Annotated in this window: 26 protein-coding genes and 1 tRNA gene; 9 read left to right on the top strand and 18 right to left on the bottom strand. The window is 65.3% G+C overall.

Translation table 11 applies throughout. The annotated features are described in order from the left end of the window. Nucleotides 1-77: 77 nt before the first annotated feature. Nucleotides 78-365 carry a hypothetical protein gene (locus QE373_RS02400; RefSeq protein ID WP_309683225.1) on the bottom strand — a complete coding sequence of 96 codons (288 nt, stop codon included), beginning with the start codon at nt 363-365 and terminating at the stop codon, nt 78-80. Further along, nucleotides 362-778, bottom strand: coding sequence for a hypothetical protein (locus QE373_RS02395; protein WP_309683222.1), 417 nt, complete (start codon nt 776-778; stop codon nt 362-364). Before QE373_RS02395 ends, QE373_RS02400 begins: the two co-directional genes overlap by 4 nt. Nucleotides 779-1,257: 479 nt before the next feature. Between QE373_RS02395 and QE373_RS02390 the strand changes: the two genes are divergently transcribed. Beyond that, nucleotides 1,258-1,425: a hypothetical protein gene (locus QE373_RS02390; protein WP_309683219.1), complete on the top strand. Its 168-nt coding sequence runs from the start codon at nt 1,258-1,260 to the stop codon at nt 1,423-1,425. A 154-nt stretch (nt 1,426-1,579) separates the two neighbouring features. On the opposite strand, the gene QE373_RS02385 is transcribed toward QE373_RS02390, so the two are convergent. The 3 genes from QE373_RS02385 to QE373_RS02375 form a co-directional block, all read right to left on the bottom strand. Then, nucleotides 1,580-1,972 (bottom strand): 4-fold beta flower protein, encoded by a 393-nt coding sequence (locus QE373_RS02385; RefSeq protein WP_309683215.1) that lies wholly within the window; start codon nt 1,970-1,972, stop codon nt 1,580-1,582. Nucleotides 1,973-2,353: 381 nt separating this feature from the next. Further along, the gene (locus QE373_RS02380; RefSeq protein WP_309683213.1) at nt 2,354-2,635 is read right to left on the bottom strand and encodes a hypothetical protein; all 282 of its coding nucleotides are present in this window, start codon (nt 2,633-2,635) and stop codon (nt 2,354-2,356) included. A 1,505-nt stretch (nt 2,636-4,140) separates the two neighbouring features. Next, nucleotides 4,141-4,482 (bottom strand): DUF1902 domain-containing protein, encoded by a 342-nt coding sequence (locus QE373_RS02375; RefSeq protein ID WP_309683210.1) that lies wholly within the window; start codon nt 4,480-4,482, stop codon nt 4,141-4,143. 823 nt (nt 4,483-5,305) lie between these two features. On the opposite strand from QE373_RS02375, the gene QE373_RS02370 reads away from it, so the two are divergent. Further along, nucleotides 5,306-5,731: a hypothetical protein gene (locus QE373_RS02370; protein WP_309683207.1), complete on the top strand. Its 426-nt coding sequence runs from the start codon at nt 5,306-5,308 to the stop codon at nt 5,729-5,731. Nucleotides 5,732-5,804: 73 nt separating this feature from the next. On the opposite strand, the gene QE373_RS02365 is transcribed toward QE373_RS02370, so the two are convergent. Continuing rightward, a complete protein-coding gene (locus QE373_RS02365) occupies nt 5,805-6,065 on the bottom strand; it encodes a hypothetical protein (RefSeq protein ID WP_309683204.1) in 261 nt (86 codons plus the stop codon). Between the two features lie 72 nt (nt 6,066-6,137). Beyond that, entirely contained in the window at nt 6,138-6,836 is a 699-nt protein-coding gene (locus QE373_RS02360; RefSeq protein ID WP_309683201.1) for a hypothetical protein, read from the bottom strand. Between the two features lie 161 nt (nt 6,837-6,997). Between QE373_RS02360 and QE373_RS02355 the strand changes: the two genes are divergently transcribed. After that, nucleotides 6,998-7,309 carry a hypothetical protein gene (locus QE373_RS02355; protein WP_309683198.1) on the top strand — a complete coding sequence of 104 codons (312 nt, stop codon included), beginning with the start codon at nt 6,998-7,000 and terminating at the stop codon, nt 7,307-7,309. 412 nt (nt 7,310-7,721) lie between these two features. On the opposite strand, the gene QE373_RS02350 is transcribed toward QE373_RS02355, so the two are convergent. Further along, a complete protein-coding gene (locus tag QE373_RS02350) occupies nt 7,722-7,979 on the bottom strand; it encodes a hypothetical protein (protein WP_309683195.1) in 258 nt (85 codons plus the stop codon). 324 nt (nt 7,980-8,303) lie between these two features. Between QE373_RS02350 and QE373_RS02345 the strand changes: the two genes are divergently transcribed. Then, on the top strand, nt 8,304-8,798 hold the full coding sequence (locus QE373_RS02345; RefSeq protein ID WP_309683192.1) for an integrase: 495 nt from the start codon (nt 8,304-8,306) through the stop codon (nt 8,796-8,798). A 68-nt stretch (nt 8,799-8,866) separates the two neighbouring features. Here the strand turns inward: QE373_RS02345 and QE373_RS02340 are convergent. The 5 genes from QE373_RS02340 to dtd all read right to left on the bottom strand — a co-directional run bounded on the left by QE373_RS02340 (nt 8,867) and on the right by dtd (nt 14,051). Further along, a tRNA-Ile gene (locus QE373_RS02340) sits at nt 8,867-8,942 on the bottom strand. A gap of 112 nt (nt 8,943-9,054) precedes the next feature. Beyond that, nucleotides 9,055-9,966: a cyclic nucleotide-binding domain-containing protein gene (locus QE373_RS02335; RefSeq protein WP_309683190.1), complete on the bottom strand. Its 912-nt coding sequence runs from the start codon at nt 9,964-9,966 to the stop codon at nt 9,055-9,057. Between the two features lie 121 nt (nt 9,967-10,087). Then, nucleotides 10,088-11,491 (bottom strand): type II toxin-antitoxin system HipA family toxin YjjJ, encoded by a 1,404-nt coding sequence (yjjJ, locus tag QE373_RS02330; protein WP_309683188.1) that lies wholly within the window; start codon nt 11,489-11,491, stop codon nt 10,088-10,090. Between the two features lie 177 nt (nt 11,492-11,668). Next, nucleotides 11,669-13,519, bottom strand: coding sequence for an RNA polymerase sigma factor RpoD (gene rpoD, locus QE373_RS02325; RefSeq protein WP_042614468.1), 1,851 nt, complete (start codon nt 13,517-13,519; stop codon nt 11,669-11,671). 91 nt (nt 13,520-13,610) lie between these two features. Next, entirely contained in the window at nt 13,611-14,051 is a 441-nt protein-coding gene (gene dtd, locus QE373_RS02320; RefSeq protein WP_309683184.1) for a D-aminoacyl-tRNA deacylase, read from the bottom strand. A gap of 60 nt (nt 14,052-14,111) precedes the next feature. Here dtd and QE373_RS02315 point away from each other — a divergent pair, with 60 nt between their 5' ends. From QE373_RS02315 to QE373_RS02300, 4 genes are all read left to right on the top strand, one after another. After that, entirely contained in the window at nt 14,112-15,029 is a 918-nt protein-coding gene (locus tag QE373_RS02315) for a lauroyl acyltransferase (protein WP_309683181.1), read from the top strand. Between the two features lie 62 nt (nt 15,030-15,091). Further along, entirely contained in the window at nt 15,092-16,207 is a 1,116-nt protein-coding gene (gene ribA, locus QE373_RS02310) for a GTP cyclohydrolase II RibA (RefSeq protein ID WP_309683178.1), read from the top strand. A gap of 57 nt (nt 16,208-16,264) precedes the next feature. Further along, entirely contained in the window at nt 16,265-16,765 is a 501-nt protein-coding gene (locus QE373_RS02305) for a PH domain-containing protein (RefSeq protein ID WP_057507485.1), read from the top strand. Then, nucleotides 16,762-18,306, top strand: a complete 1,545-nt coding sequence (locus tag QE373_RS02300; RefSeq protein ID WP_309683173.1) for a PH domain-containing protein — start codon at nt 16,762-16,764, stop codon at nt 18,304-18,306. The genes QE373_RS02305 and QE373_RS02300 overlap by 4 nt, the downstream gene beginning before the upstream one ends. 19 nt (nt 18,307-18,325) lie before the next feature. On the opposite strand, the gene QE373_RS02295 is transcribed toward QE373_RS02300, so the two are convergent. Continuing rightward, the gene (locus QE373_RS02295; protein ID WP_057507483.1) at nt 18,326-19,360 is read right to left on the bottom strand and encodes a CDP-glycerol glycerophosphotransferase family protein; all 1,035 of its coding nucleotides are present in this window, start codon (nt 19,358-19,360) and stop codon (nt 18,326-18,328) included. Between the two features lie 100 nt (nt 19,361-19,460). On the opposite strand from QE373_RS02295, the gene QE373_RS02290 reads away from it, so the two are divergent. Beyond that, entirely contained in the window at nt 19,461-20,255 is a 795-nt protein-coding gene (locus QE373_RS02290; protein WP_309683170.1) for a glycosyltransferase family 2 protein, read from the top strand. A gap of 6 nt (nt 20,256-20,261) precedes the next feature. Here the strand turns inward: QE373_RS02290 and QE373_RS02285 are convergent, their stop codons facing one another. The 4 genes from QE373_RS02285 to fmt all read right to left on the bottom strand — a co-directional run bounded on the left by QE373_RS02285 (nt 20,262) and on the right by fmt (nt 25,674). Then, nucleotides 20,262-21,488: an O-antigen ligase gene (locus QE373_RS02285; protein ID WP_309689511.1), complete on the bottom strand. Its 1,227-nt coding sequence runs from the start codon at nt 21,486-21,488 to the stop codon at nt 20,262-20,264. A 179-nt stretch (nt 21,489-21,667) separates the two neighbouring features. Further along, nucleotides 21,668-23,389, bottom strand: a complete 1,722-nt coding sequence (locus QE373_RS02280; protein ID WP_309683167.1) for a glycosyltransferase family 39 protein — start codon at nt 23,387-23,389, stop codon at nt 21,668-21,670. A 25-nt stretch (nt 23,390-23,414) separates the two neighbouring features. Then, nucleotides 23,415-24,746, bottom strand: coding sequence for a 16S rRNA (cytosine(967)-C(5))-methyltransferase RsmB (rsmB, locus tag QE373_RS02275; protein WP_309683165.1), 1,332 nt, complete (start codon nt 24,744-24,746; stop codon nt 23,415-23,417). A 4-nt stretch (nt 24,747-24,750) separates the two neighbouring features. Then, nucleotides 24,751-25,674 (bottom strand): methionyl-tRNA formyltransferase, encoded by a 924-nt coding sequence (gene fmt / locus QE373_RS02270; protein WP_057507512.1) that lies wholly within the window; start codon nt 25,672-25,674, stop codon nt 24,751-24,753. Nucleotides 25,675-25,758: the final 84 nt, after the last annotated feature.

The raw sequence follows: 25,758 nt of genomic DNA, 5'->3' as shown, positions 1-25,758 counted from the left end.
ATCCGACGGCGCTGGCGCACGTCAAGAACGGTGCCACCACCTACGGCATCTGCGCGAATATCGACGAGCAGAAACGCTCATCGCACCTCCACGCGCAACTGGACGCCCAGCGCACGCATCACGCCCAGCACGTCGGCGAAGTACAACGGACGCGTGCCGCTCAACTGCTTTCGCATGGCATCGTCGCTCAGTCCGCATTCGCGCGCCACATGGCTGATGCCATGCAGTTCGGACACCAGCAACAGCGAACGCGCGAAGGTCTTCTGATCGTAGTGAAGCACGTGCAGGCGGTGGTCCAGATACTCGGCCATGTCGGCGGCACGCCGGTTTTCCAGATGGGCATTGGCGGATTCGTAGGGCGTCATGTCTGCCTCCACATGGCATCGGCCGACGAGCGCACCAGTTCGCGTCCGGAGACGATGAGCTCTTCGATCATGAAGCCGTGGAAGCCTGGCTGTGGCGCCGTCTCCTGCTGGCCGAGGTGAACCGCGTGCAGGATTTCGAAAACGGACGCGAGCGCCTGCAGGGTCCGGATGGACACGGCGACGTGCGCGGTGCCTTTGAGGTCGGGGTGGCAGCCAGCTCCGGTCCGCGATGCATCAGCTGCTTCCCCAGAAAGAAGCCGCAGATGCATCACGCGATGCTGGTTGCTGCGCGAGGTTTCGAATTCTTCCAGCCGCCGCTCGAGGCGTTCGATGAAGTGCGGCGGGAAGTCCTGCATCCGCTCGCCCATCAGGGCGTACAAGCGCTTCGCGCTCAGGGGATAGTGCGGGTCCATTGCATGCCTCACAAAGCTTGAGGCCACCCGCGCCAAGGCGCTGGGTGGCGGGCGATGCGGGTTAGCATACCGGGTGTGAAGCTGAAAAATTGCCGGCGGATCAGGGATCCCCACGCATCGCCCGCCATGAAACCTACAGGCAATGCAGTGCATTCTCCGCCGTGCCCAAAGGGCAAAACAGAGCCAAAACCAGCTTCACACAACAGGATGCTAATCCCGACTGGCGCTCTTCGTCGCCAGCCCGTCCATAGCACCAGCTGATGGTTCGTGCGTACATGGGCGAAATTGCAAAAAGTATTCGATCAGCATCATCGATCCCGTTCCCGCGGGTCACAGCATGTCGTCTTCAGGCCGCAGATCGCGGCCCACACAGCGCTGTTTCCGCAAATACGCGCCGACCATGACACGGCCCTACGACCATGCGCTGCCCGTCGTGAAACCTCCACGACGGGGAATACAACCTGCTGCCCAGACAGTTCATGGGCAAGAAACTTTATGAGAAGGCTGCTCTCTACCGGTCCATCAGCGATGCAAAGGCATGGGCAACCCAGGACGTGGCAGGAACTACTCTGGAGCCGATCTCCCCTGGAATGGCCGCCGCAATGGAAAAGTTAGCGCGCTACGAGAAGCGACGAGGGCGGCTGTGAGCAGACGGCGTTGAACACTATGGAAAAGCCCGTGATGGTGTTGCAGCGGCGCAGCTGTTTGCTAGCTCCAAGTGGATCCTTCGCCGAGCAATTGATGCAGCTCAGATCGCCACGTATCGCTGGGTCATCACGACACTCGATATGCCGTCGCGAATCAAGATTCCTGCTGACCGAGCCACTCCTCCAGACTCAATCCGACCCAGCGTTTTGCATGCGAAGCCGCTTCTAAGTCGACTGCGCGCCTATGATCTTCAGGAAGGGGAGAAGGCACCGGCTTAATTCTTGGCGGCACTCGCCCAAGCCTAGACGGGATAACGCGTAGAGGGTGGCGTCCCGGGGAAATCGCAACCACTCGCCCGCCTCGGTCGTGAACCGCGAAACTGTCGTAAGTCCCTAGCCAGCGGCACTCGGAAAAAGAGTACAGATCGTCACCTTCGGGGAAGGCGAGCGGCTGATAGTCGGCATCAAATACATACCCCTGCAGCATCCATCCAAAGTGGCGACCATCAGGGCCGAACAGCATCACAGCCATATCCACGTACTCCATCTGAGCATTCAGGCGTTTGGCGCTAGCAGTTACGTCACAGTGACGTCACCAGTATGCCCGTTTACGGCCTCGCGGAAGTTATTCGACCACGTGAGGCGCGCCCGGCTGGTCGCTAGGCTTTTCGCGGCTTCTTGGCTCGGGCCTTCTGCATGCCGACCCTGTTCCGATCACGCCACGCCAGCACCTCCCCTGCAACCCACGTGGCGGGCCGCATTGAGACGCGCATCGGGAAATCAGGCTTGCAGGCGATGTTTTCCAGCACCGTCCGCGCGGCTAGGCCTAGCAGCAAGCCGACCTCCGCCGCACCAATGGCTCTGAGCTCCCACGGCACGTCTAGCGTCTCTTCAGGCATTTCGGCGTACCAAGCAAAGGCTAGAGCCTCTAAGGTTTCGGGGCCTCTAGGGGCGCAGCAGGAGTTGCGGGGAGTTGGATCACGATGGGGGCAGGCGACGAAGCCGATGGCACAACTGCCTTTGGGACTGCGTTGTTCAGCACAAATGTCATGATGGTGATCAGCAACACAATTCCGGCAAACGCTGTTCCCACGATCCACTTAATCAGATCGTTCACGCCTTTGTGAAAGTCCGCACGAACCTCGGCCAAGTCACTCTTCGAGGCAAGGCCCTGCACAAGAGCTTCAAGTTTGGCAATTCGCGTCTCCATGCCTCCATCATGGGGCGGCCCCCCGGGCGTTTCAACCTTGCCCTGAGGTGCCCAAGGCCCGTTCGAGACGTTACTCATTTGGAGCGAGCCTCATCCCGAGCCTTTACCCACATCGCCATTTGGTGAGTCGAGTGGGTTCGCGTATACCCGCAGGTTTGGCAGCAGTTGATGAAGATGGGAACGTGCTTCGTCCCCATGACGCCCTCTTCCGTGCTAGTCCGGATTGTAAGGACCTCTGCTGTCTCACCGGGCGCTGACATAGTCAGTAACCAGTTATCCGTATTGCACACCTCGCACGTCTTCGACGGGCCAAAGGTGGCGAGGAAAGCAACAGCATCCTGCTCCGTGACGTACACGCCAAACGTCTTTACTTTCCTGTCACTCATTTGCAAGCTGCCTATCCATTCAGCACGGCCGTGGAGGCGCCCAACTGAGCCCCATTGCTGGTGATCCTACCTGCGATGAGCCAACCCGCCAAGGCGTACGCTACCTGTCTGTTACCAACCACTGAAGCCCATGACCGTCCAAACAGACGATGTGATACTGAGGCTCTTGGAGGGCTGTGAATTAGAACTCCAAGCCAACCGTGGCTATATCAAGGCCTTGGAGTACGGGCTGCATGCCGTGATTGCCTCCCCCCTGCCCGGCGGCTTTGGCCAAGCTCTGGTCGCATGTACTGCCCGAGCTCGCCGATACCCACTCCGGCAGCGCCGAAGCCTCCCCGCTGTTCGATGCCACCTTTCAGCAGGCGTTGGCCGGCCTGTCCGACCACATTGCCGGCGCGGCCGAACGGGAACTTGGTCGCGCCGAGGGGGGGGATAGGCTGGACCCACTATGTCGCGAGGGTCCAATAGTCTCCCCCTGCCTCGCAGCACAACGTTGTCCTGGATCCACTGCAGCTTTTTCACCACCTTGCGGCGCAGGGCCTTTTCATGGCGCAGGGCCCACATCTCGCACCCGCGCCGGCCGGCATCAAACGAGCTGCACGGCCTGAGGAGCAGTGGCGCATGGACGCCGTCCTCCGGGATAAGCCTGGCCAGCCACGTCCCATCAACCCTCTGCTGCATGGACGCCACCTGCTCCCCGTGCAGGAACAGGCCTGTCGGTAGCGTGTCGAGGTGGCAGCGGGGCTTCCAGTAGAAGCCGTCAGGCATGGGGGTCAGCGTGTTGGTGTAGGCGTCCATGTGGGGAGCCTATGCTCTGCACGTCTCAGGAGCTGAAACGCAAAAAGCCCCACCTTGGCGGGCGGGGCTCTAGAGCGTGGCAAGGAGGACAAAAAAGTCGTTCTTTGACAACCCTGCTTGGTTCAACATCGACTTCAACAGCTGTCGATGATACGGGGCATGGTGCTCATCTACCGTGACTTTGCGGAATCCATCAGGGCCCGTTTTTACCCATTGAACGTGCGAAGTCCCGGTCCGGGACCTCGCCTCAAATCCAAGTTGCTTCAGTACTGCCACAAACTCCTTGTGGGTTACAGGCCGCTCCTTGCCCATATGTCTCCGTCAGCACTTGGCAAATTGCATCGGCATCGGCTCACTGAAGACCTTCTCCCGCGCTTGTCGTTCAGCGTGGAAAAGAGAGTCCTTCGCAAGCAGCAAGCAGATCCAGTAGTACCTCACCCACAACGAGAGAGGCGCTTTACGTTTAAGCAGGTAGCCGGCATGTTCACGGTCTTCGCCAACCAGCGCATCCTGCACATAGTCACGAATCTGCAAATCAAGCTTTCGCTTCACCTCGTCAAGGCTGTCGCCCTGCACGGCTAGCGACAAGTCGAGGCAATGCGCCACCCACAACCCATCATCGCGCTCGGCAAAGCAACGCAGAAGTAGCTGATTCGGTCGCATGTTGTTCTCCAAAATTGCGCCCCTCCATGGGTGATTTCACAAGCAGCCATCGGGCTGCCGAACTGACGGCGGCGATATGAGGCCTCGCCAAGACCAAAAAGCTAGCACCGAATGAAAAAGCTAAGCTGGTTCGAACGCTGCCAACAGACGCTCCAGTGGCACGACACATGCCTAGTCGCTCGCTGCTCTTGAGCACCTTGAGCATCTGCCTACCGCTGTAACGGCCTTGTAGACGGTTCCTTTAGCAGTCTTCACGTTCAGTGACACTTCTTGGAGGCGGATGGTTCCACATGGATTGGCCGTTTACTAGGGGGTAAGGGCAAGAAGTGCTTAGCACGTCCAAACCAGACGTTCAACGGAGTTCATTTGTTTAGTAAATTCATACACTTAACTTAAACCGCGTATCTACATTTGACACAATTCTTCCCAGAGTTGGAACGAAAAAAGCCTTTATAAATATGAATTTGCGCATGCTGGAGGGCCGTTGACGACAGCTGGCTCCCTTAGAAATATGCTGCCGACCGCATGCCTCCGTCCGACTTCAAGGCTGATCGGCCACTCCCTGCCTGATCTCCGCGCATGCCACGCGCGCGCGCGTCAGCCCCACCCTCTGTGACGTGCCGGCAACGTCACCAGCACCCTTTTACGGCCTGATAACTCCCTATACCGCTTAGGCCCCGCGCGCGTAGAGGTGTCCGAAAACTCAGTTGTCCGCTCTGGATGCGGACGGATTTCGGACCAGGCGAGCTGGCAAGTAGAACGCGCTCAAGACAACTCGAGGTCGGCCGTAAACACCTATAGACCAAGGATAAAAGGAACAAGGATGAATAACGCCAGCAAAGGTCTGTCTCCTCAGATGGCTCTGCTTTTGGTTCAGTGCGTACAAGGCGAGGAGGGGGTCACCTTGGGCGACGCCCAAGGCGCACTGGATAGACTGGTAGCGGCCGGGACGATCCGGGAAAGCTACGTCGACGCCGTCAAGGCGACTTTGATGATCCCAGACGATCCTAAAATCGCGAAGAGGCTTATTGAAGATAACGAGAAGGATCGACTGGAAAATTTGGATTTTTGGTACGGCAACTATGCAGTTGTGATCTATTCGAGCATGGAAGCCGGCAAAGACCGCGACAACTTTCTGCTCGATGCGAGCAGAGTCCACGTAGACGTCAAAGAGGCACGCGACGACGCTAACCTCCGGCTGGGTTGCGCTACGCCTCCCAAGGCTTCAGGTTCAAATCACGTGCCATGACTGCTCGTAGACCGCCCCGACGCACCGTCCGGGGCACGGATAAGTCCGGAAGCCGGCTTTGTCCAGCTGACTGCTAGTTGAGGGAATGGACTTCAGCAACATGCTGGCTATCTACGATGACCATGGCGCGGTCTGATCCGAAGACCGCTATCAGGCCGCAGTCACATGCGTCACTGGCAGCAGTACCCGCGGGGCATCGGTTGTCAAGGATCACGTAGTGACGGTACACGTCAGGCCGGTAGTCCTGAGCCATGCACATGCGATCAAGCAGTTCGATCCCATCGAGATCGACCCCGGCTGCAGGGAGGTGCAGCATTTCTGCATGGTCAACCATCAGCAGCCCACCTCTCGGAGGATTGCGGCCAGATTGCGCAGCAGCGGCCGTTCGCCACCCTTCCAGGCGTTCCTAGCCACCTTGGCCTTTCCTCCGGCAGTCTGCGGTCCGGTTGGGCGCTCCCACGGGCGCCATCTGCGGATCGCCATCGACTGCTGACGGCGTCGTTCCGGTGTCCAGCCATTGGCCATTCGGGGTTTCCTCCAATAGTTTGATTTGCACGAAATTGTTTTGCTCGCGCGTCGGGTCCGCAGCGGTGGCCTCGCCCAGGCCCGTCCCGTTGTTGATCTGCTGATGGCCGCCGGCAATATTGGCCTGCTTCACGAAGGCCACAGACTTGGGGTTGTGGATCTCGGCGAGCGTTTCCAGCGTCGTCCGGCACTGAGCCTGGGCTTTGAGTGCCAGGCGCATGTACGTCTCCATTGCCCCTAGATGCTCCCCCATGTTCAATGCAGCTCGCCGGCTCATCTCGAGGAAGACGGAGTTCAAGGCAATGGCCTGGCTTATCAGAAGGGCGTCGGCTTGGCCTGTGCCACCCTTGGCCGCATTTTCCACGGCGATACGCGTCGACTTCACCAACTCGTTTAGTTCGTTGCCCCCGGCCATACCGGAGTGCTGCAGGAACTGCATGGCGATGAACGCATTGCTTGCGATGCCCTCGGTGATGAACTTGGCGGACTTCTCCTCCAAGGTTGCCCCGGCTTCGACCGGCACATCCAGTCTCGCCGAGGGTCCATTGACTGCCGGGGTGACCTGCTTCGCTCGCCTCATGGGCACTGGGTTCCTATGGAAGGGGGCTGCCGTTCTCAGTGGTACGATTCGGCAACTCAAGGAGGGGTTATGAGACTGAGAAGCTTGCTGTTACAGGCTCGCGGCGGGCCGTTTGAGTGCGCTGGCTCTAATCTGGCTCATCGGTACACAGGGCCTTGGACATGAAGGCTCTGATCGCCCCCCTCCTTCTCGCTCTACTGGCCTCTGGGTGTTCCCAGGACTCCTGCAAGGAATACTCCCGGTTTACCTGCGAGCAGCTCGAGCGCCAGCCCTACAACGTCTACTACTACGATGTAGATCAGGCCGAGAGTGAGTCGAAGGAGGTCTACCTAGGCAGCGCTATCGGGTTGAAGCAGTGCGGGGCCCTGGCATGGGATGCCGCCGCCAAGAAGGGAAAGGGTCAATCTGACGACTGGTCGTATGTTTGCTGCCTGCAGACCGATGACTCAACATGCGCTGAGAAACATAGGTGATCCCGTGCTGAAGCGTCCCCCTCAGGTATTCGATTCCGACATCCACCGCCCTCGGTGGCAGCGGGCGTTGATCTGGATTTGTGAGAGCGATCCAGGCCGCAGTACCGCGGCCGTGACCCTATGCATCTTCATCGGGGCCCCGCTGTTCCTGATCGGCTGGTGGTGGGGCGCCATCGTGGTTGCCGCCTTGGCCGGGTTTGTCGCCGGGTACTGGTGTGCCAGGGCGTTCTGGCGGGCAGGCCAGGAAGTCCTCCCCTCTAGCGGCGGGCCCGCTCGTCAGCTGCAGTGGCCGTGCCGGCCCGTAGGATGGGCAGTGGTTCCACGTTCCGTACGGGCGCATTGATCGCTTGGCCCGACTGGATGGCGTCTCGGGCGGCCCGATAGCCCTGAGCATGCCGCCAACAAACGGGACTCAGTTAACGAACTGGTCCATGTAGGTTGGGATCACCCGCTTACCGCCGCCCGGCAACCGGGCAAAGTCACCCTTGGCAACCATCGGCTCGAGGGCACTGGAGAATCGCCGAACCTCGTTCCACTGACCACGCGTGCACAAAGCCCGGATCACGCTCTCATTGCTGTGCTCGGTGTACTTGAAGTTTCGCACGATCGAAGCGCAGATGTTCTGGCGCCTCGTGTCCGTCGGGCTGGCAACAGCTTCGACGACGTGCATGTGGATCGCGTTACGACCTCAGTGGCGCAGTGCTTGGTCGATCTGTTCGCCATGGGCCGGCCCGCCGGCCGCCACCAGCCCGCGCTATCGCCGACGCGAAGCAAGGCAAATTACCTATTCCGCTACCTCCACCGGACGCCGGCATGGGGAGTTCGTAACGGGCTGTGCACCCATGACCCCGCCGTCGGTGTCCAACAGACAAGGAAGCCAAGCGACAACGTATTCCGATGCCTGTCGCGTTCTATTTGGTCCTGGCGTTCGCACACGAGCACGGCGCTCGGCCGTCGCATACGAGGGGCGGCTGCGCCGCGTACATCCCCGGCTATGGTGCTTGCCTATAGTGAGCCACTGCGCGGAATCGAGGCCTGCACCTTGGCGGACGCTCGCCAGCTGCACGAAGGTGTTCATGATCAGCGCCGAAAGGGCTCACGGGACTCGGTGACTGAGTGGGAGGATGCAACGACCGCCGCATGGGACGAACTGATACCGAGCCGCAGCGCCATCTGGAATCATGACGGGCGCAACTTTGCCGTGCCGTTTCGGCCCGAGCATCGCGTTCTGCTGGTCGAGCAAACCGGCAACCCGATGGCCGAGTCATCCTTGGAAAGTTCGTGGCAGCGCTTAATCACCATGGCTATGCATGAGGGCGTGATCGAGAAACAGGATCGCTTTTCCCTACATGGCCTCAAGCATCGCGGCGTCACCGATACGGTCGGCAACCGCAGCGACAAGCAGGACGCGGCAGGGCACCAGTCGGCGATCACGACAGGGCGCTATGGCCACGCTCTACCCGTCGTGAAACCTCCACGACGCCGCTGATTTTTTCGGCCATTTTTTTTTGAGCTCTTATCGGGCACTTCAGGGAAACCCTAAATGCCTGATTCAAATGGTGGGCCCACCAGGATTCGAACCTGGAACCAAAGGATTATGAGTCCTCTGCTCTAACCGTTGAGCTATAGGCCCGCTTGCGGCCGCCCAGTCTAATGCAAGGCGGTAGCCGCACTCCAGACACCCATGCGTCACCCTGCGGTGCACGCAACGTGCCGACCACCGAAGGCCGGCACGTTGCCACCGGTCACGCCACCGCGAACGGTCCCTGCCGCTCGAAGTAACGACGCAGGCGGGTGCAGGCGGACGCGAGCACCGCCTCAAGGTCGTCGCTGGGGTCCGGCTGCCACGCCACGTTGACCACGCCCGGCAGGTCTTCCACGCCGGCATGCTCGCCACGCGCTTCCAGCAGCACGGTACGGTCGCTGCCGAGCACGCCCAACAGCACGCCGGTTTCCATCAGCAGCGCATCGCGCGTGGCCGGCCAGGCATCGGCCGATGCCGGTGCATTGTCGTCACCGGAGATGACCACCGCGAAATCCACGCCCGCCGCCAGTTCCTGCAGACGCTGCACGGACAACCCTCCACTGCGGGCCAGGCCGTCCTGCCACTGGCGCACGGTGAAGCCTTCGCAGGCCAAGGTTTCCTGCACCACCTGCGCGGCCGCAGTCGCCTGTGGCGAGGCCAGCACCAGCACCTTGGTGCGGTCGCGGGCACTGCCGATGTGGTCATTGCGCTGGTACAGCCTGCGCGCCAGCTCCTGCGCCACGTAGCGGTGGATCTGCGGGAACTGCTCGGCAAGGTCTTCCAGGCGGGCCGCACTGACGCGCGCGACGACACTCGGCTCTGCCGCGACCACGGTGGCCGAGCGGATCTGCGTCGGCTGCACGGCGGCCATTTCTCCCACGTGCTCGCCGGCATGGCGTCGTGCGACGCGCTTGCCATTGACGAATACGTCGAAGGATCCGGTCACGATGAAGTAGACGTCATTGTCCACTCCACCCTGGTGAATGACGGCGGCACCGGTCTGTGCCTCCAACAAGGTCACGCTGCTGGCGAGTGCTTCGGCGAGTACCTTGTCGCCGCGTACCAGTTTCTGTTCGGACAGCGTGTACAGCAGGTTGCGGCGACCCTCGTCACCGGTGAAGCGAGCCAACATTGAAGTCCCCCTGTGGACTGCACCCGTCATGGATGGCATGTGCAGATTAACCCCTGATCTGTGACGTGGAGCACACGTTTTAGGCAAATTTGCCGCCACTACCTGAACAAGCTGAATGCGCTCAGCCACCGTAGCGGTACCCCATCACCGCTACCCGCTTTGCGTTCTCCGCCGCCAGCCCTTTCAGCACATCGGATCGGATGGCCGACGAGGCCGCTACCCGCTCCCAGAAGCGTACTGCCAACGGTGCCGCCCATGCCAGATGAAGCAGGTCCCCGTTGCCCGTGGGCGCCACCGGTGCGAGGGGCGCCGCCGCACGCAGTACGCCGGTCCGCGAAGGCGCCAGCGACATCGGCAGCATGTCGTAGGCGGGGGCCAAGGGCAGTGCTCCGGCGTCCTGCAGATGGAAGCCTATATTTCCCTGGTGCGTGTCCGTGTTACCGATCAGACGGCCAAACGCGTGCAGCCGTGCCATGGCCTGCACCGTGGCCGCGCTCAGCCAGCTCTGCGCCTGCAACTGCTCCCCCGCCGTGGCCCAGTCCGCCGCCGCTTCGCCGGTGAAGGCCGCTGACAGGGCAAGCAGGGACACCACGCCACGGCGTCCCAACAGGTCGGGGGTTCGGTCGAAACGCTCTACTTCCAGGAAGGTGTGGGTGTCGGACTGCAGCAGCGAGGAGCGCGCCGCCTCGACGCCGGCGTCGCGCAGGGTGTCCAGCGCCAGATGCTCGCATGCCAGCAGATCCGACCAGCGCTCTGCGGCCTCCCCTGCCGCGGGCTGGGCGAACTTCACCAGCACCGCGCAACGACCTTCAGGGTGCTCGACGGTCGCGGTGAACTTCGGTTGCTCGCCGCCAGGGGACGACCCGATGTCTTCGCCCTCCACCGCAGCCAATGCGCGCTGCGGGTAGTGCCGGAGGCGGTCATCGGCGGCGACCCGGTCCGGTGGCTCGTCGATGCCGGCGAGGGCGTGCTGTAAGGCCGCCCCTCCCAGCAGCAGGTCGCCGGCTTCGGTACCACCGGAATGGACCAGCGCCAGCAGCACATCACCCAACTGCCAGCGATTCAGGTCAGCCGGTACACCCAGCGCCGACGCGTGCCGGTGGGCGAAACTGCGGCCCAGGAAGCCCTGCGGACGCTGATCGTCAAGAAACCACGGCAGGCCAGGGAAGCAGGCATCCACGTTGCTGTCCGGCGATCGCTGCAGGTTCGGCCGCGGACGGTTCGCCTCGAAATGGAACGCACCGCCGCTGAGCGCGTGCAGTTGGCCCAGATCTTCCAGCGTGGCATCGGCACGCAGGCGGTAGAGCGGCCATTGGCTGCCGGCGGCGGTGTTCTGCCGCGCCGCATAGGCGGTAGCGCGTGTACGACCCAGCCGGATCACCTGGCTGCCTGCCTGCGCGACCAGCCGGCTCAATGCCATGCGATTGATCCCCAGGCGCCCGGCCAGTTCACCGGCCATGATCGGCTCGCCCGTAGACAATTGGGCTAGAAGCGTCGGGACGTCAGGAGACCGGCGTGTCGGCATGCGCTCATTGTTACATGCTTTGTTACGTAATTCCCACATCCAGGAACGACTAAGCCATTGTTCCAAATGGACTCAGGGCTGCTGATGTTACGTAATCTGTTACATAAATAGAATCATGATCAACAAAAAACCCCGCCGGAGCGGGGTTCTTCAAACGACTTCAGGCACCGACAAAGATCAGTCGATATCCAGGAAGCTGCGCAGCTGCTCGGAACGGCTCGGGTGACGCAGCTTGCGCAGCGCCTTCGCTTCGATCTGACGGATGCGCTCGCGGGTGACGTCGAACTGCTTGCCGACTTCTTCCAGCGTGTGATCGGTGTTCATGTCGATGCCGAAGCGCATGCGCAGCACCTTGGCTTCCCTCGGGGTGAGGCCGGCCAGCACGTCGCGCACGGTTTCAGACAAGTTGATGTTGGTGGTGTTCTCGATCGGGGACTCCACGTTGGTGTCCTCGATGAAGTCGCCCAGATGGGAATCCTCGTCGTCGCCGATCGGGGTTTCCATCGAGATCGGCTCCTTGGCGATCTTCATCACCTTGCGGATCTTGTCTTCCGGCATGTCCATTTCCTTGGCCAGCTCCTCCGGCGTGGCCTCGCGGCCGTACTGCTGGAGCATCTGGCGGGAAATGCGGTTCAACTTGTTGATCGTTTCGATCATGTGCACCGGGATACGGATGGTGCGCGCCTGGTCGGCGATCGAACGGGTGATGGCCTGGCGGATCCACCAGGTGGCATACGTGGAGAACTTGTAACCGCGGCGGTATTCGAACTTGTCCACGGCCTTCATCAGGCCGATGTTGCCTTCCTGGATCAGGTCGAGGAACTGCAGGCCGCGGTTGGTGTACTTCTTGGCGATGGAGATGACCAGGCGCAGGTTGGCCTCGACCATTTCCTTCTTTGCCTTGCGCGCACGTGCTTCGCCGTAGGCCATCGCACGGCTGATTTCCTTCAGGTCATCCAGGCTCAGCAGGGTGCCCTTTTCGATATCGATCGTGGCCTGCTGTTCGGAGATGATCTGGTCCTTGACGTCACGCAGGGCCGAGGACCACTTCTGCTTGCGCTTCAGTGCGTCTTCCACCCACTCGAGGTTGGTCTGGTTGCCTTCCCACGAACGGATGAAGTCCTTGCGCGGCATGCGTGCGGTGACCGTGGCCAGGTTCAGCACGCGACGCTCATGCGACTTGATGCCGGCCATGGTGTCGCGCAGCTGCTTGGTCAGCACGTCGGTCAGCGGCAGCGGCAGCTTCAGGGTGACGAACACCGCCGACATCTCCTCGCGGAGCTTCAGCAGGTTTTTGCCATCGCCCTTGGCGGCCGCCTTCTTGAAGGCGTTGAAGGCATCGGCCAGCGCCTGCATGCGCGCGGCGACTTCTTCCGGGTCCGGACCGGTCGGGCCGGCTTCTTCCTCGGCGTCGTCGCCGTCTTCTTCCTCGTCCTCGTCCTCATCGGCATCAGCGTCATCGCTGGTGTCTTCGACGACGGCCGGGGCCGGCACTTCTTCGGACAGGTCGTTGAAGCCGACGATCACTTCGGCCAGGCGCTTTTTGCCTTCCTTGTGCGCTTCGTAATCGGACAGCAGCGATTCGACCGACACCGGGAACAGGCCGAGTGCGGCCTGGACCTGGCCCAGGCCTTCTTCGATGCGCTTGGCGATGGCGATTTCGCCTTCGCGGGTCAGCAGTTCGACGGTACCCATTTCGCGCATGTACATGCGCACCGGGTCGGTGGTGCGGCCACCTTCGGTGTCGAGTGCGGTCAGTGCGGCAGCGGCTTCTTCAGCGGCGGTGTCATCCACCTCGCGGTTGCCGGTGTTGCCATCATTGAGCAGCAGGGTTTCAGCATCAGGGGCCACTTCATGGACATCAATGCCCATGCCGTTGATCATGCCGATGATGTCTTCGATCTGCTCCGGATCGACCATGTCGTCGGGCAGGTGATCGTTGACTTCGGCATAGGTCAGGTAGCCCTGTTCCAGGCCCTTGCTGATCAGTTGCTTGATTTCGGATTGGGCAGGACGTTCGTTGGCCATGGATGCTCGCGCCACCGGCTGGAGTAGGAAAAGGGAACGTAGCATTATACCAGCCCCTCGCCCGGCCTGCCCGGGCGGTGGTCCCGGGGGGTCAGGGCCTGAGCAGGAAGGTCACGGGACCGTCGTTGACCAGGCTGACGACCATATGGGCGCCAAAGCGTCCCGTTTCCACCCCGTAGGCATGCTTTTCACGACATATCTCCACAAAACGGTTGAACCCGCGTTCAGCCTCGGCCGGCGGCGCCGCCTTGGTGAAGCTGGGACGCATGCCCGAGGCGGTGTCTGCGACCAGGGTGAACTGGCTGACCAGCAGCAAGCCCCCCCCAGTGTCGCGAAGCGACCGGTTCATTTTTCCCGCCTCGTCAGCGAATACACGGTAGCCGAGCAGCCGATCGGCCATCCGCTGCAGCTGCGCCTCTGAGTCGCCGGGCTCCATGCCGACCAGGGCCAGCAGCCCCGGGCCGATCTGCCCCACGGCGTGCGCATCGACATGCACGGCGGCCTGGCTGACGCGCTGGATCAGGACAAGCATGCGGAGCTCCAAGCAGGGACAGCCCGCCACCTTAGCAGCGGCCACGGTAAACTTGGCCGGATGAATCCGGAACGCAAAGCCCGGCTGGCCTACCGGGCCGCCACCCTGTTCACCCGCCTGCCGTGGCCGGTCCTGCGCGGCTTCGCCCACGCCCTGGCCTGGGCATGGATCCGCGGCAACGCGCGGGAAAGCCGGGTGACCCGGCGCAACCTGGAACTGGCGTACCCGGAACTGGACAGCGCACAGCGCGCGCGGATGCACCGCGATGTACTGCGCTCGACCGCCCTGCAGGCCGTTGAAACGCTCTGGCTGTGGACCCGAACCCCCGCCAGCAACCTGCGCGGGCACCTGAAGGAACGCCACGGCGAGGCGCTGTACGACGCCGCGCTGGCGTCCGGCAGGGGCGTGATCGTGGCCGCCCCGCACTTCGGCAACTGGGAGCTGTTGAACCAGTGGCTGGCCTCGCGTGGGCAGATCGCCATCGTCTACAAGGCACCGGACGATCCGGCCGGCGATGCCTTCCTGCAGATCGTGCGCGGCGGCGACGGCGTGCGCCAGGTCCGCGCCGAAGGCCCTGCGGTGCGCCAGTTGTTCAAGGTGCTCAAGGATGGCGGCGCTACCGGGATCCTGCCCGACCAGCAGCCCAAGGCCGGCGACGGCGTGTTCGTGCCGTTCTTCGGCATGCCCGCCCTGACCATGACCCTGGTCAACCGGCTGGCCGAGCGCACCGGCGCCACCGTGCTGTACGGGTGGTGCGAACGGACCGGCCCGGACATGCAGTTCGCCCTGCACCTGGAAGCTGCCGATCCGGCGGTCGCCGACCCGGACCTGCACGTGGCCGCCGCCGCGCTGAACGCCGGCGTCGAGCGCATCGCACGGCGTGACCCGGCGCAATACCAGTGGACCTACAAGCGCTATACCCTGCGCCCGGACGCGGACGAACCCAACCCCTATGCGACCGCCCGGCATCCGCACTGACGGTTGATTCCGACGCCGCAATCCCCATTTATCGCTGAGTTGCCCCCCTGCCCGGTCCTGCCATGCCTGCTGCCTTCTCCTCCCTGTTCGGTGACCCGGCGGCGATCCGTTGCGAACGCGCGGTCGCCGAGCTGCGATCCGGACGCCCGGTGCTGATCACCGGGCAGGCGCAGCAGCGGTTGGCGGTGATCGCGCTGGACAGCGCCACGGCGCGCAGCTTCGATGCATTTGCCGGCTTGGCCGACGGCCGCCATTACCTGTTCCTGACCGAAACCCGTGCCCGCGTGCTGGGCATGGAAGCGCCGCACGGCGTCCGCCTGCCGTTGCGCGGGGTGCAGTTCGACGCCCTGCCCTCGCTGGGTTACCTGCGCGAACCCGGCCCGATGCCGGCAGGCTGCAGCGCCGGCGATGCGCTGGATGCGGGTGCGGTGGAGCTGGCACGCCTCGGCCTGCTGCTGCCGGCAATGGTGGGCCTGGCACTGGATCCGGCCGATTCGCGCTTCGATGCGGCCGCCCAGGTGGCACTGTGCGACCTGGCCGAAGGCGCTGCCCACGCCGCACACGATTACGAACTGGTGGCGCGCTCGCCGGTGCCGTTGCGCGACATCGGCATGACCACCTTCGCGGTGTTCCGCGGCGGCGTGGCGCAGCGCGACCAGGTCGCGATCATCGTCGGCCAACCGGACCTCAGCGCCGTGGTGCCGGTGCGCGTACATTCGTCCTGCCTGACCGGCGACCTCTTCGGCTCGCTGAAGTGTGACTGCGGCGACCAGTTGCGGCGCGGCCTGCACAAACTCAAGGAACTCGGCGGCGGTGTGCTGCTGTACCTGGACCAGGAAGGCCGTGGCACCGGCATCGCCGCCAAGATGCGCGCATACGGTTACCAGCACGACGGGCTGGACACCATCGATGCCGATGCGCAGCTCGGCTTCGGCGCCGACGAACGCCGCTATGGCAGCGCCGTGGCGATGCTGCGCGGGCTGGGCATCGCGCGGATCGCGCTGCTCAGCAACAACCCGACCAAGGCGCAGCGCCTGCGCAATGCGGGCATGGACGTGGTCGAGTGCATTCCGGTGACCGGTGACATCACCACCGAGAACGAGCACTACCTGCGCACCAAGGCCGAGCGCGCCGGGCACCTGCTGGACGTGGACGCACTGATCCAGGCCGCCCAGTAGCATGGCGCAGGCCCGGCCCTGCTAACGTTGTCGCCATTGCCTGCACCGGGAGCCTGCGTGACCTCACTTTCGACCCCCACTGACACGCCCGACGGCTGGCAGCTGCTGCCGCTGCGCGCGGCACGCCTGGCCGCGCTCGGCGGTCTGCCGGCCGGTGCGGTATTCCCCGGGCTGCCCGCCGCCGCGGCGTGGTGGCTGCTGGACCTGCCGGGCGGCATTGCCGTAGCCATCGCCTGGCTGCTGGCCGGTGCCCTGCTGGGGGCGCGGATCGGCTGGCGGCGCATGCGCCGCACCTGGTGGCGGCTGGATGCGACCGGGCTGGGCCTGCGCCGCGACCTGTGGTGGCAGCGCGATACCCGCGTGCCGACCTCGCGCGTGCAGCACCTGGATGTCCGCCGTGGGCCGCTGCAGCGCCGCGCGCGGCTGGCCACGCTGGTGGTCCACACCGCCGGCAGCCGCTTCAGCGCGGTGGTGCTGGACGGCCTGGACGAAGCCGACGCAGAGCACCTGCGCGACACCCTCGCGCGCCAGCTGGACCAGGACGCCGACGCCCTGTGAGTACTGCACTCCCGCCCCTGCCCAGCGCCGACCACGAGCGCCGGCTGCATCCGTGGTCCTGGTTGTTCGTGCTCCTGCTGCAGCTGCGCCAATACCTGCTGCCGCTGGTAGCGCTGCTGGTGTTCGGCCAGCGCGGCGACCGCGATCCGCTGTGGGCCCAGCTGGGCCCGCTGATCGTCATCGCGGTGCTGGTGCTGGCCTCGGTCCTGCAGTACCTGAGCTACCGTTACCGGATCGGCGAAGACGGCATCAGCATCCGCAGTGGCGTACTGGCACGCAACCGGCGCGAAATCCCGTTCGCGCGCATCCACAACGTGGTGGTGCACCAGAACCTGCTGCACCGGCTGTTCGGGGTGGCCGAACTGCGACTGGAATCAGCCGGTGGCAACCGTCCTGAAGCCGAAATGCGCGTGCTGCGGCTGGATGAAGCACTGGCGCTGGAACAGCGCGTCCGCCACCGCGGCCCGGCGCCGCAGGTGGACGCTGGCCGTACCGATGCCGGTACGCCCCCCCCGCTGCCGGAAACCGACGAGCGCCACCTGCTGCTGCGCATGCTGCCCGGCGAAGTCGTGAAACTGGGCCTGCTGTCCAACCGCGGCTGGGTGATGGTGGCCGCGGCGCTGGCGGCGTTGGTGCAGGTGGTGCCCCGGCGCAGCATGGATGCGTTCGTGGAGCAGGGAGGGCGCCAGGCCTTCGGCTATGCCAGCGGCCTGCAGCCCGGGATCAGCGGCCTGCTGCTGGCGGCAGCGGCCGTGTTGATCGTCGGCTGGCTGGCCCTGCGCGCGCTGTCGGTGCTGCTGGCCCTGCTGCGCTACTACGGCTTCGAACTGAGCGAACAGCAGCGGCGGCTGACCGTCAGCAGCGGCTTGCTGAGCAAGGTGCGCAGCAGCGTGGCGCTGCGCCGCATCCAGGCCTGGACGCTCAGTGAAACCCTGTTTCAGCGCTGGGCCGGTCGGCGCCAGCTGCGCATCGACAGTGCTGCCAGCCAGACCCATGATGAAAACCAGCAGCGCGGACTGCGCGAGCTGGCCCCGCTCGCCACCCCGCAGGCCTGCGATGCGCTGGTGCGCCACCTGCTGCCACAGGTGCAGTGGCCACCCGCGCACTGGCAGGCAGTGCCGCTGCGCGGCAGCTGGCGGTTGTGCATCACCAGTCTGTGGCTGACCCCGCTGCTGGCGGCAGGCTTGATCTGGCGCTGGGGCTACGTCGGGCTGCTGGTGCTGGCCTGGCTGCCGGTCGCGCTGTGGACCGCGCGGCTGCAGATGGCGCGCATCGGCTGGCACCTGGACGGCCAGCACGTCGCGCTGCGCGGCGGCTGGTGGCGTCGGTGGTGGCGCTGGGCGGAACTGGACAAGCTGCAGGCGCTGCGCCTTTCACGTTCACCGCTGGACCGGCTGCTGGGCACCAGCAGCGTCTGGCTGGATACCGCCGGTGCACGTGGCGACGTCGCGCTGTGCCTGCGCTATCTGCCGCAGGCGCAGGCCGCGGAGGTCCTGCAGACACTCGGTGCCGCCCTCGCAAGGCGCAAGCTGCGCTGGTGAACCAGCGCGGCACGCCGGGTCAGCGGGTGCGCGCCGGGCCCCAGTAGCCGATGCGCCGGCGCAGCTTGATCTTGCGCCAGAAGTTCAGCGGCTTGGGCTTGCGGTTGCGCCCGCCCTTGGCGACGAAGTCATCGATCGCCTGCAGGATGCGCTCGCTGGAACGCCCGTCGCGGTAGGGATGCAGCGTATCGGCGAACTCGCGGATGGCCGCCATCAGCTCCGGCGGCCGTGCCAGCGCGCGCCGGATCGCGCCTTCGAACGCGGCCGGATCATCGATGTCGATGAGCTGCGGGCCGGGCCGACGGTTCTTGAAGGTGACCACCGGCTTGTAGGTCAGCAGGAACTCGTTCAAGGCCGAAGAGGTGTCCGAACACATCAGGTCGACCTGCGGGAACAGGTCCAGGATGTTGTCGTTGTCGGCGAACCGCAGGTACTCGTTTTCCAGCGCGCGGTAACGGGCCACGATCTCCGGGTCCATCTTCGGATGGAAGGTGACGATCCAGCGCCACTCGCCGGTGCGCGACAGCCGCGCGATCTCGTCGTACAGCACGCCGGCCGCGCTCCAGGACGGCGAGAACGTCGAGTGGTACAGCACCACCGGGGGGTCGCGCACCGGTTCGGGCTGCGCCGGCAGCTGGCTCATGAACGGGTCGATCTTCGGGAATCCGGTCTCCACCACCGCGAAGTGGCCCTGCGCCTCGGCCAATGCCGAAAACGCGGCCGTGTCACGCGGGCCGGTGGTGCAGTACAGGTCGAAGAATCCACGCACGTAGATGTGCCGCGGCTTGCCTGCGTCGAAACCATGGAAGGTTTCCACCTTCACGCCGGGGAAGAAGTGCGGCACCGCATTGGACGAGGTGATCACCGCATAGGGGTCCCAGGCACGCACCTGTTCCACCGTCAGCAGGGTCTCGTCCGCGGCGAGGTCTTCCGCGCCGGGGCCATCGAAAAACCAGGCCGTTTCGTCGCCGCGCGCCCGGATCGCCGCCTGCACGGGCCGCAGGATGGCCAGCGCGTAACGTTCCGATCCGTACAACAGGTAGTGGCGTGGCACGTCGGTCTGCTCCTCTTCGATGGCCGGCGGCTAGTATCGCATCGCCAATCGGCGGTGTCGCTGCTAGGCTCTGCGACGAACACGCCCAAGGCCCGGTTGCATGACCTCTCCCCGACCCGAACCGCGCGCGCCCTTGTCGGCCTGCATCATCACCTTCAACGAAGCCGACCGGCTGGCCGACTGCCTGGCCTCGCTGTCGTTCTGCGATGACATCGTGGTGGTCGATTCGTTTTCCACCGATGCCACCGTGGAAGTCGCCCGTGCCGCCGGCGCGCGCGTGCTGCAGCGGCACTTCGATGGCTTCCGCAGCCAGAAGGACTTCTGCGTGCAGCAGGCCGCGCATGACTGGGTGCTGTGCCTGGACGCCGACGAGCGCGTATCCGCACCGCTGCGCCAGAGCATCGAGTCGGCGCGCGCGGCCGGCTTCGGCAGCGTCGCCGGCTATCGTTTCGCGCGGTGTTCGGAATACTACGGACGCTTCCTCAAGCACGGCACCGCCTATCCCGACCGCGTGCTGCGCCTGTTCGACCGCCGTCGTGGCGGCTGGCGCGGCGACCGCGAGATTCATGAAGCGGTGTCACTGGACGGTCCGGCCGTCCTGCTGGCAGGCGACCTGCTGCACCACCCGTTCCGCAACTTCATGCAGCTGCTGGACAAGAAGCAGAAGTACGCGCGGATGATGGCCGAACATGAGTTCGCCCGTGGTCGCAGGGCCACTCTGGCCAAGCTGGTGCTGGCCCCGGCGTGGCGGTTCTTCCGCGGCTACGTGCTGCGCGGGGGCATGCTGGATGGATGGCCGGGCCTGATCGAATCCTTCGTCAGCGCCAACTACGTGCGGCAGAAGACGATCATGCTGTGGCTGCTGCAGAACGGGCAGCCGGTCGGCGGCAAGTAACGCCGTTCAGGCCGCGCCGGTCGCCGCCGCAGTGGACAGCCGACGCTGGTGGCGCAGGGCCTCCAGCCGCGACAGCCCGGCCAGCACGCCGACGATGGTGGCGTAGAAACTGGCGGTGATCTGGTGGGCGAACATCGACTGGGTCAGCCCGCACAGGATGTAGCTGACCACGATCAGTACACCGGCAGCGGCCGGTCCACGGAAGGTTGCACGGCCACTGCGGCGATGCAGCCACAGGAACAGCCACAACGGCACGCCATACACGGCCAGCAGCAGCAGCACGCCCGGCGCGCCCTGGGTGGCGCCCCATTCGGCCAGGTCATTGTGCGCATGGCCCAGGTGGCAACGCGGCTCCAACGGGTTGGCACGGCACTCGGGCAGGCGCTGCATGGCGTTGTCGAAATGCCCCACGCCGACGCCGGTCAGCGGATGGTCGACGAAGGTCTCCCAGGCGACCTGCAGGCGCTCCACGCGGGCCCCTGCGGACGAATCGGTATCGCCGTGTTCAAGCCGCTGCACATCGCTGTGCAGCTCGGTCAGCCGCACCTGGTGGCGCAGCTCCGGCACACTCATCACCGCCACGCCGGCCACGCCCAGCAGCGCTGCCAGCAACAGCAGGCGCAGGCGCAACGTCCGCCAGCGCAGGCTCAGCGCCATCACCAGGAATACCGCCAGCAATGCCAGCAGCGCGCCGCGGCTGCCGGTCAGCACCAGCGTCGCACAGCCCAGCGCAACCGCTGGCAGGCCCCAGGCCCAGCCGCGCACGCCGTGTGGCCGGCAGAACAGCGCCAGCACCAGCAGCATGACCACCATGTCGGCGAGCACGATGGCATTGGTGAACAGCTCGGCACGCGGCGCGCCGCCCAGCACCTGCCGCAGCGACAGCGCGAAGACCAGCGTCAATCCCAACAGGGCGCCGCGCCACAGCCAGCGCAACCGCAGGTCCAGCGCGCATACCCACAGTGCGATCCAGGGCATCACAAAGAACCGCGAACGGTTGTCCACATCGCGCAGTCCGTGTTCGAACAGCAGCACCGACACCACCCCGCCAACCAGCACCGCCAGCATCAGCAGCCCCAGCACCCGCAGCGTCGGCCGCGCATCGTGGCGGGCACCCCACAACAAACCGGGCACCAGCAGCGTACTGGCCAGCAGCAGCAGGCCGAACGGCAGCAGGTTGACCGGCGCGGACACCACCAGCGCCGGCATCACCACCAATCCCAGCTGACCCATGCCGCGGGCAATGCGCGCGCGCGTGCGCTGCGGCGTCAGCGAATCGCCGGGATCGGAGGGGGAACGGAAGGCAGGCACACTCACGAGGGGGTCATCAGGTCAGGTCGGCGACGGGCAGGATTCTGGCCAGCCGACACACAACGTGCGCTGTCCGAAGGATGGCAAGGCACTACGCAGGTTCACTCCTCGAACTGCCGCGCCTGCAGCGCACGCTCACGCTCGCGCTGGTCCGCGGGAAGCTCGCAGGGACCCTGCACTGCCCCAGCCGGCACCAACCACCAACGACGGCGGTTGGATATTCCGGCCAGCTCGGCACGGCTGCGGTCCACGCAGGGCAGCACGGCATCCTGCTGCACCAGCAGCCAGCGCGTGGCCGGCGCCTGTGCCTGCCATGCCACCCCGTCCTGCAGCTGTGCGTCCCAGCCCTTCTGGAACCCGAAGGTCGCCGCCGGGCGGTCGGCCATCAGCAGGTTCTGTTCCTTCCACGCCACCAGCCCCAGTTCGGCATCCGGCCCGATCCGCTGGCCGACCGCCTGCATCAGACCACTGGCCGAACTGGCACTGTTCAACAGCGGGTAGCCGACCAGGCTGTACAGCAGCCACACCACCGTCAGCGTGGACACCACGCCGAGGTGGGCGCGGCGATGCCCCCAGGCCAGCAGGCTGATCACACCCCAGCAGCCCATCGCCACTGCCGCCCACGCCAGTGCGGCAATGGCGGCCTGGTCCAGGCCACGCGAATCCATCAGCCTGGCGTCGAAGCCCCCCTGGCCGGTCAGCAGCGCCGTGCCCGCGCCGAGGGTGAACAGCACCAGCGCCGCGGTGAAGGCGGCCAGCAGCCACTGGAACGCGCGCTTGCGCAGCAGGCCGGGGATCAGCGGCGCCAGCGCCAGGCAGAACATCGGCAGCGACGGCAGGATGTAGACGTCGCGCTTGCCATCGGGGATGGAGAAGAACAGCACGATCAGCGCCCACCAGCCCAGCAGCACCAGGTAACGCGGATCGCGCCGGCGCAGGCGTCGCCACCAGGCCGGGATCGCCCACGGAATGGCCAGGAAGGCGGGAAGCCACATCGACGGCATCGTCGCCAGGAAGTACCACCACGGCTGGTGGTGGTCCCAGGACTTCGTATAGCGCCCGGCGGTCTGCCGGAACAGGATGTCGTCCATGTAGGCGCGGTATTCAACCGACCCGGTCGACAGCGCGGTCACGACCATCGGCACCAGCCACAGCGCGATGGCCAGCAGGAACATCAGCGGCGCCACCCAGAACTGCCAATGGCGCACGCTCAGCCCTACCCTGCGCCAGCCCCACAGCGAGGCCAGCGCGGCCGGGACGATCATCAGCAGCGCGACCACGCCGACGCCCTTGGTGATCACCCCCAGCCCGGCGGCGAACCAGCCGAACCACCACCAGCGCCACGCCGGGCCCAGCAGCAGGTGCCGGATCAGCCCGTAGTTGGCCAAGGTGATGAAGAACACGATCAACGGATCGATCTGCGCCTTCTTCGCCTGGAAGGTGAAGTGCAGCGCGAACAGCAGCATCCAGGCCGCGTACAGGCCTACCCGCCGCGTCCACAGCCGCCGTCCGAGGTCATGCACGCACCACAGGGTGCCCAACGCCGCCAGCATCGACGGCAGCAGGAAGGCGATACGCCAGTTGCCGATGATCGAGTACAGCGTGGCCTGCAGCCACATCAGCATCGGCGGCTTGTCCGAATACAGCTCCAGGCCACGGTGCGGGAACAGCCAGTCGCCGCTGGTCACCATCTGCTTGGCGACCAGTGCGAAACGCGGTTCGTCCGACGGCCAGGGATCGCGCAGGCCCAACCCGGCGCCCAGCACCAGCAGGGCCATCAGAACCAGCAGCCAGGTCTCACGGGAAGCGCGTGTGGTCAGCATGTGCACCGCTGGAACGGAAAAGGGATCAGGCGCTTTTTACCAGACGCGCGTAGAAAAAGCCGTCACCACCATCATCGCCGGGCAGGCGCTGACGTGCCACCCCCGCGCAATCAATGCCGAATCCGACATCCAGCGCGTCGGCGGACGCATCCGGATGCCATTTCAGGAAGGCCTGCACCTGGTCGATGTTTTCCGCACGCAGGATCGAGCAGGTGGCATACAGCAGCACGCCACCCGGACGCAGCATCGACCAGCACGCTTCCAGCAACCGTGCCTGGACGCCGACCAGCGCGTCCACGTCCTCGGCGCGACGGTGGAACATCACATCGGGCTGGCGGCGGATGATGCCGGTCGCCGAACACGGGGCATCCAGCAGGATCGCGTCGAACGGCACCCCGTCCCACCACGCGCCCGGATCACTCGCATCGGCCACCTTGATCTGCGCATCGGCGCCCACGCCGGTGCGCGAGAAGGTGTCCTTGACCCGCGCCAGCCGGCGCGCATCGATGTCCAGCGCCAGCAGCCGCAGTGACGGATCACGTTCCAGCAGGTGCGCGGATTTGCCGCCCGGGGCCGCACAGGCATCGAGCACGCGCGCACCCGGCGGCGGTGACAGCGCATCGGCGGCGCATTGCGCGGACAGGTCCTGCACCGACAGCGCGCCGTCGTTGAAGCCGGGCAGCTGGTTGACCGCCGCCGAAGACGCCAGGCGGATCGCATCGGCACTGACCGGGCCGGCCTCGGCGCTGATGCCGGCGGCCTCCAGCGCGGCCAGCGACGTCGCACGATCCCCCTGCTGGCGGTTGACGCGCAGCCACAACGGCGCGGGCTGCAGGCTGGCGGCGAAGATCGCCTCGGCCTGACCCGGCCAGTCGCGCTCGATGCTTTCGGCCAGCCAGGCCGGGAACGCATCACGCGGCGGCTGCACCGGGAATCCTTCGCGCTGCGCCCGGCGCAGGATCGCGTTGACCAGGCCTGCCTGGCGCTCACGACCCAGCGCGCGGGCGGCGTCGACGGTGGCCGACAGCGCGGCATGGGCCGGCAGTTCCAGCACGTCCAGCTGCGCGAAGCCGACCATCAGCAGCGTGCGCAGGTCGGCATCGCGCGCCGACAACGGCTTCTGCATCCAGCTGGCCAGCGCCGCGTCGTAGGTGCTGCGCCGGCGCAGCACTGCAAAGCACAGCGCTTCCAGCAGCGCGCGGTCGCGGGTGTCAGCCAGCTTGGGCAGCGCCCAGGCCAATTCGGCCTTCAGCGAACGCCCGCGGGTGAACACCTGGGCCAGCACGCGCGCGGCCAGCATGCGCGTGGCGGCACCCGGGGCGGCGTGGGAAATCTTGAGGTCATCCTGCTTGCTCACCGGCTCAGGCTCCCACGCGCAGGTCGCGGCGCGCGTTGAGGTAGTCGGCCGCGGTGATCGCCTTGCCGCCCTCACGCTGCAGCACGCGCAGGCGCAACGCGCCCTGCCCGCAGGCGATGTCGATGCCCTCTCGGGCAGCGCCGATCACCGTGCCCGGTGCATGCCCGCCGTTGTCCTCCAGCGCTACCGCGCCATGGATACGCACGCGTTCGCCGGCCAGCTGCGCTTCGGCGATCGGCCAGGGATTGAACGCCAGCACGGTGCGCGCCAGCGCTGCGGCATCCCGGCTCCAGTCCAGCCGTGCTTCGGCCTTGTCCAGCTTGTGCGCATAGGTCACCCCTTCAACCGGCTGCGGCTGCACCACCGGCTTGAGGCCGGCACGCAGCAGGCCCAGGCCATCGGCCAGCACCTGCGCGCCCAGTTCGGCCAGTTTGTCGTGCAGTTGTCCGCCGGTATCGGTGGGCAGGATCGGCAGCGCCTGCTGCAGCAGGACCGGCCCGGTATCCAGGCCGGCTTCCATCTGCATCAGGCACACGCCGGTCTGCGCGTCACCGGCCTGGATGGCACGCTGGATCGGCGCCGCACCGCGCCAGCGCGGCAACAGCGAGGCATGCACGTTCCAGCAGCCGTGGGTGGGAATGGCCAGCACCGCACGCGGCAGGATCAGGCCGTAGGCCACCACCACCATCAGGTCCGGCTGCAGCGCGCGCAGCTGCTGCTGGGCGGCCTCATCCTTCAGGTTTTCCGGCTGGAAGACCGGGATCCCGCGGGCGACCGCTTCCAGCTTCACCGGCGACGGCGCCAGGCCGCGTCCGCGCCCGGCCGGACGGTCCGGCTGGGTGTAGACGGCCACCACTTCGTGATGGCGCGCAGCCGCGCGCAGCGACGACACCGCGAACTCCGGCGTACCGGCAAAGACAATCCTCATGGTCACCCCATTGCGCAGGCCCACGGCCTGCAGGTCAGAAAACGGCACCGCGCTCCGGTGCCGCAGGGTCCGCGCAGGCGCGGA

The sequence above is a fragment of the Stenotrophomonas sp. SORGH_AS_0321 genome, from assembly GCF_031453215.1.
Classification (GTDB): Bacteria; Pseudomonadota; Gammaproteobacteria; order Xanthomonadales; family Xanthomonadaceae; genus Stenotrophomonas; species Stenotrophomonas chelatiphaga.
This window is presented reverse-complemented; position numbering and strand designations above follow the sequence as displayed.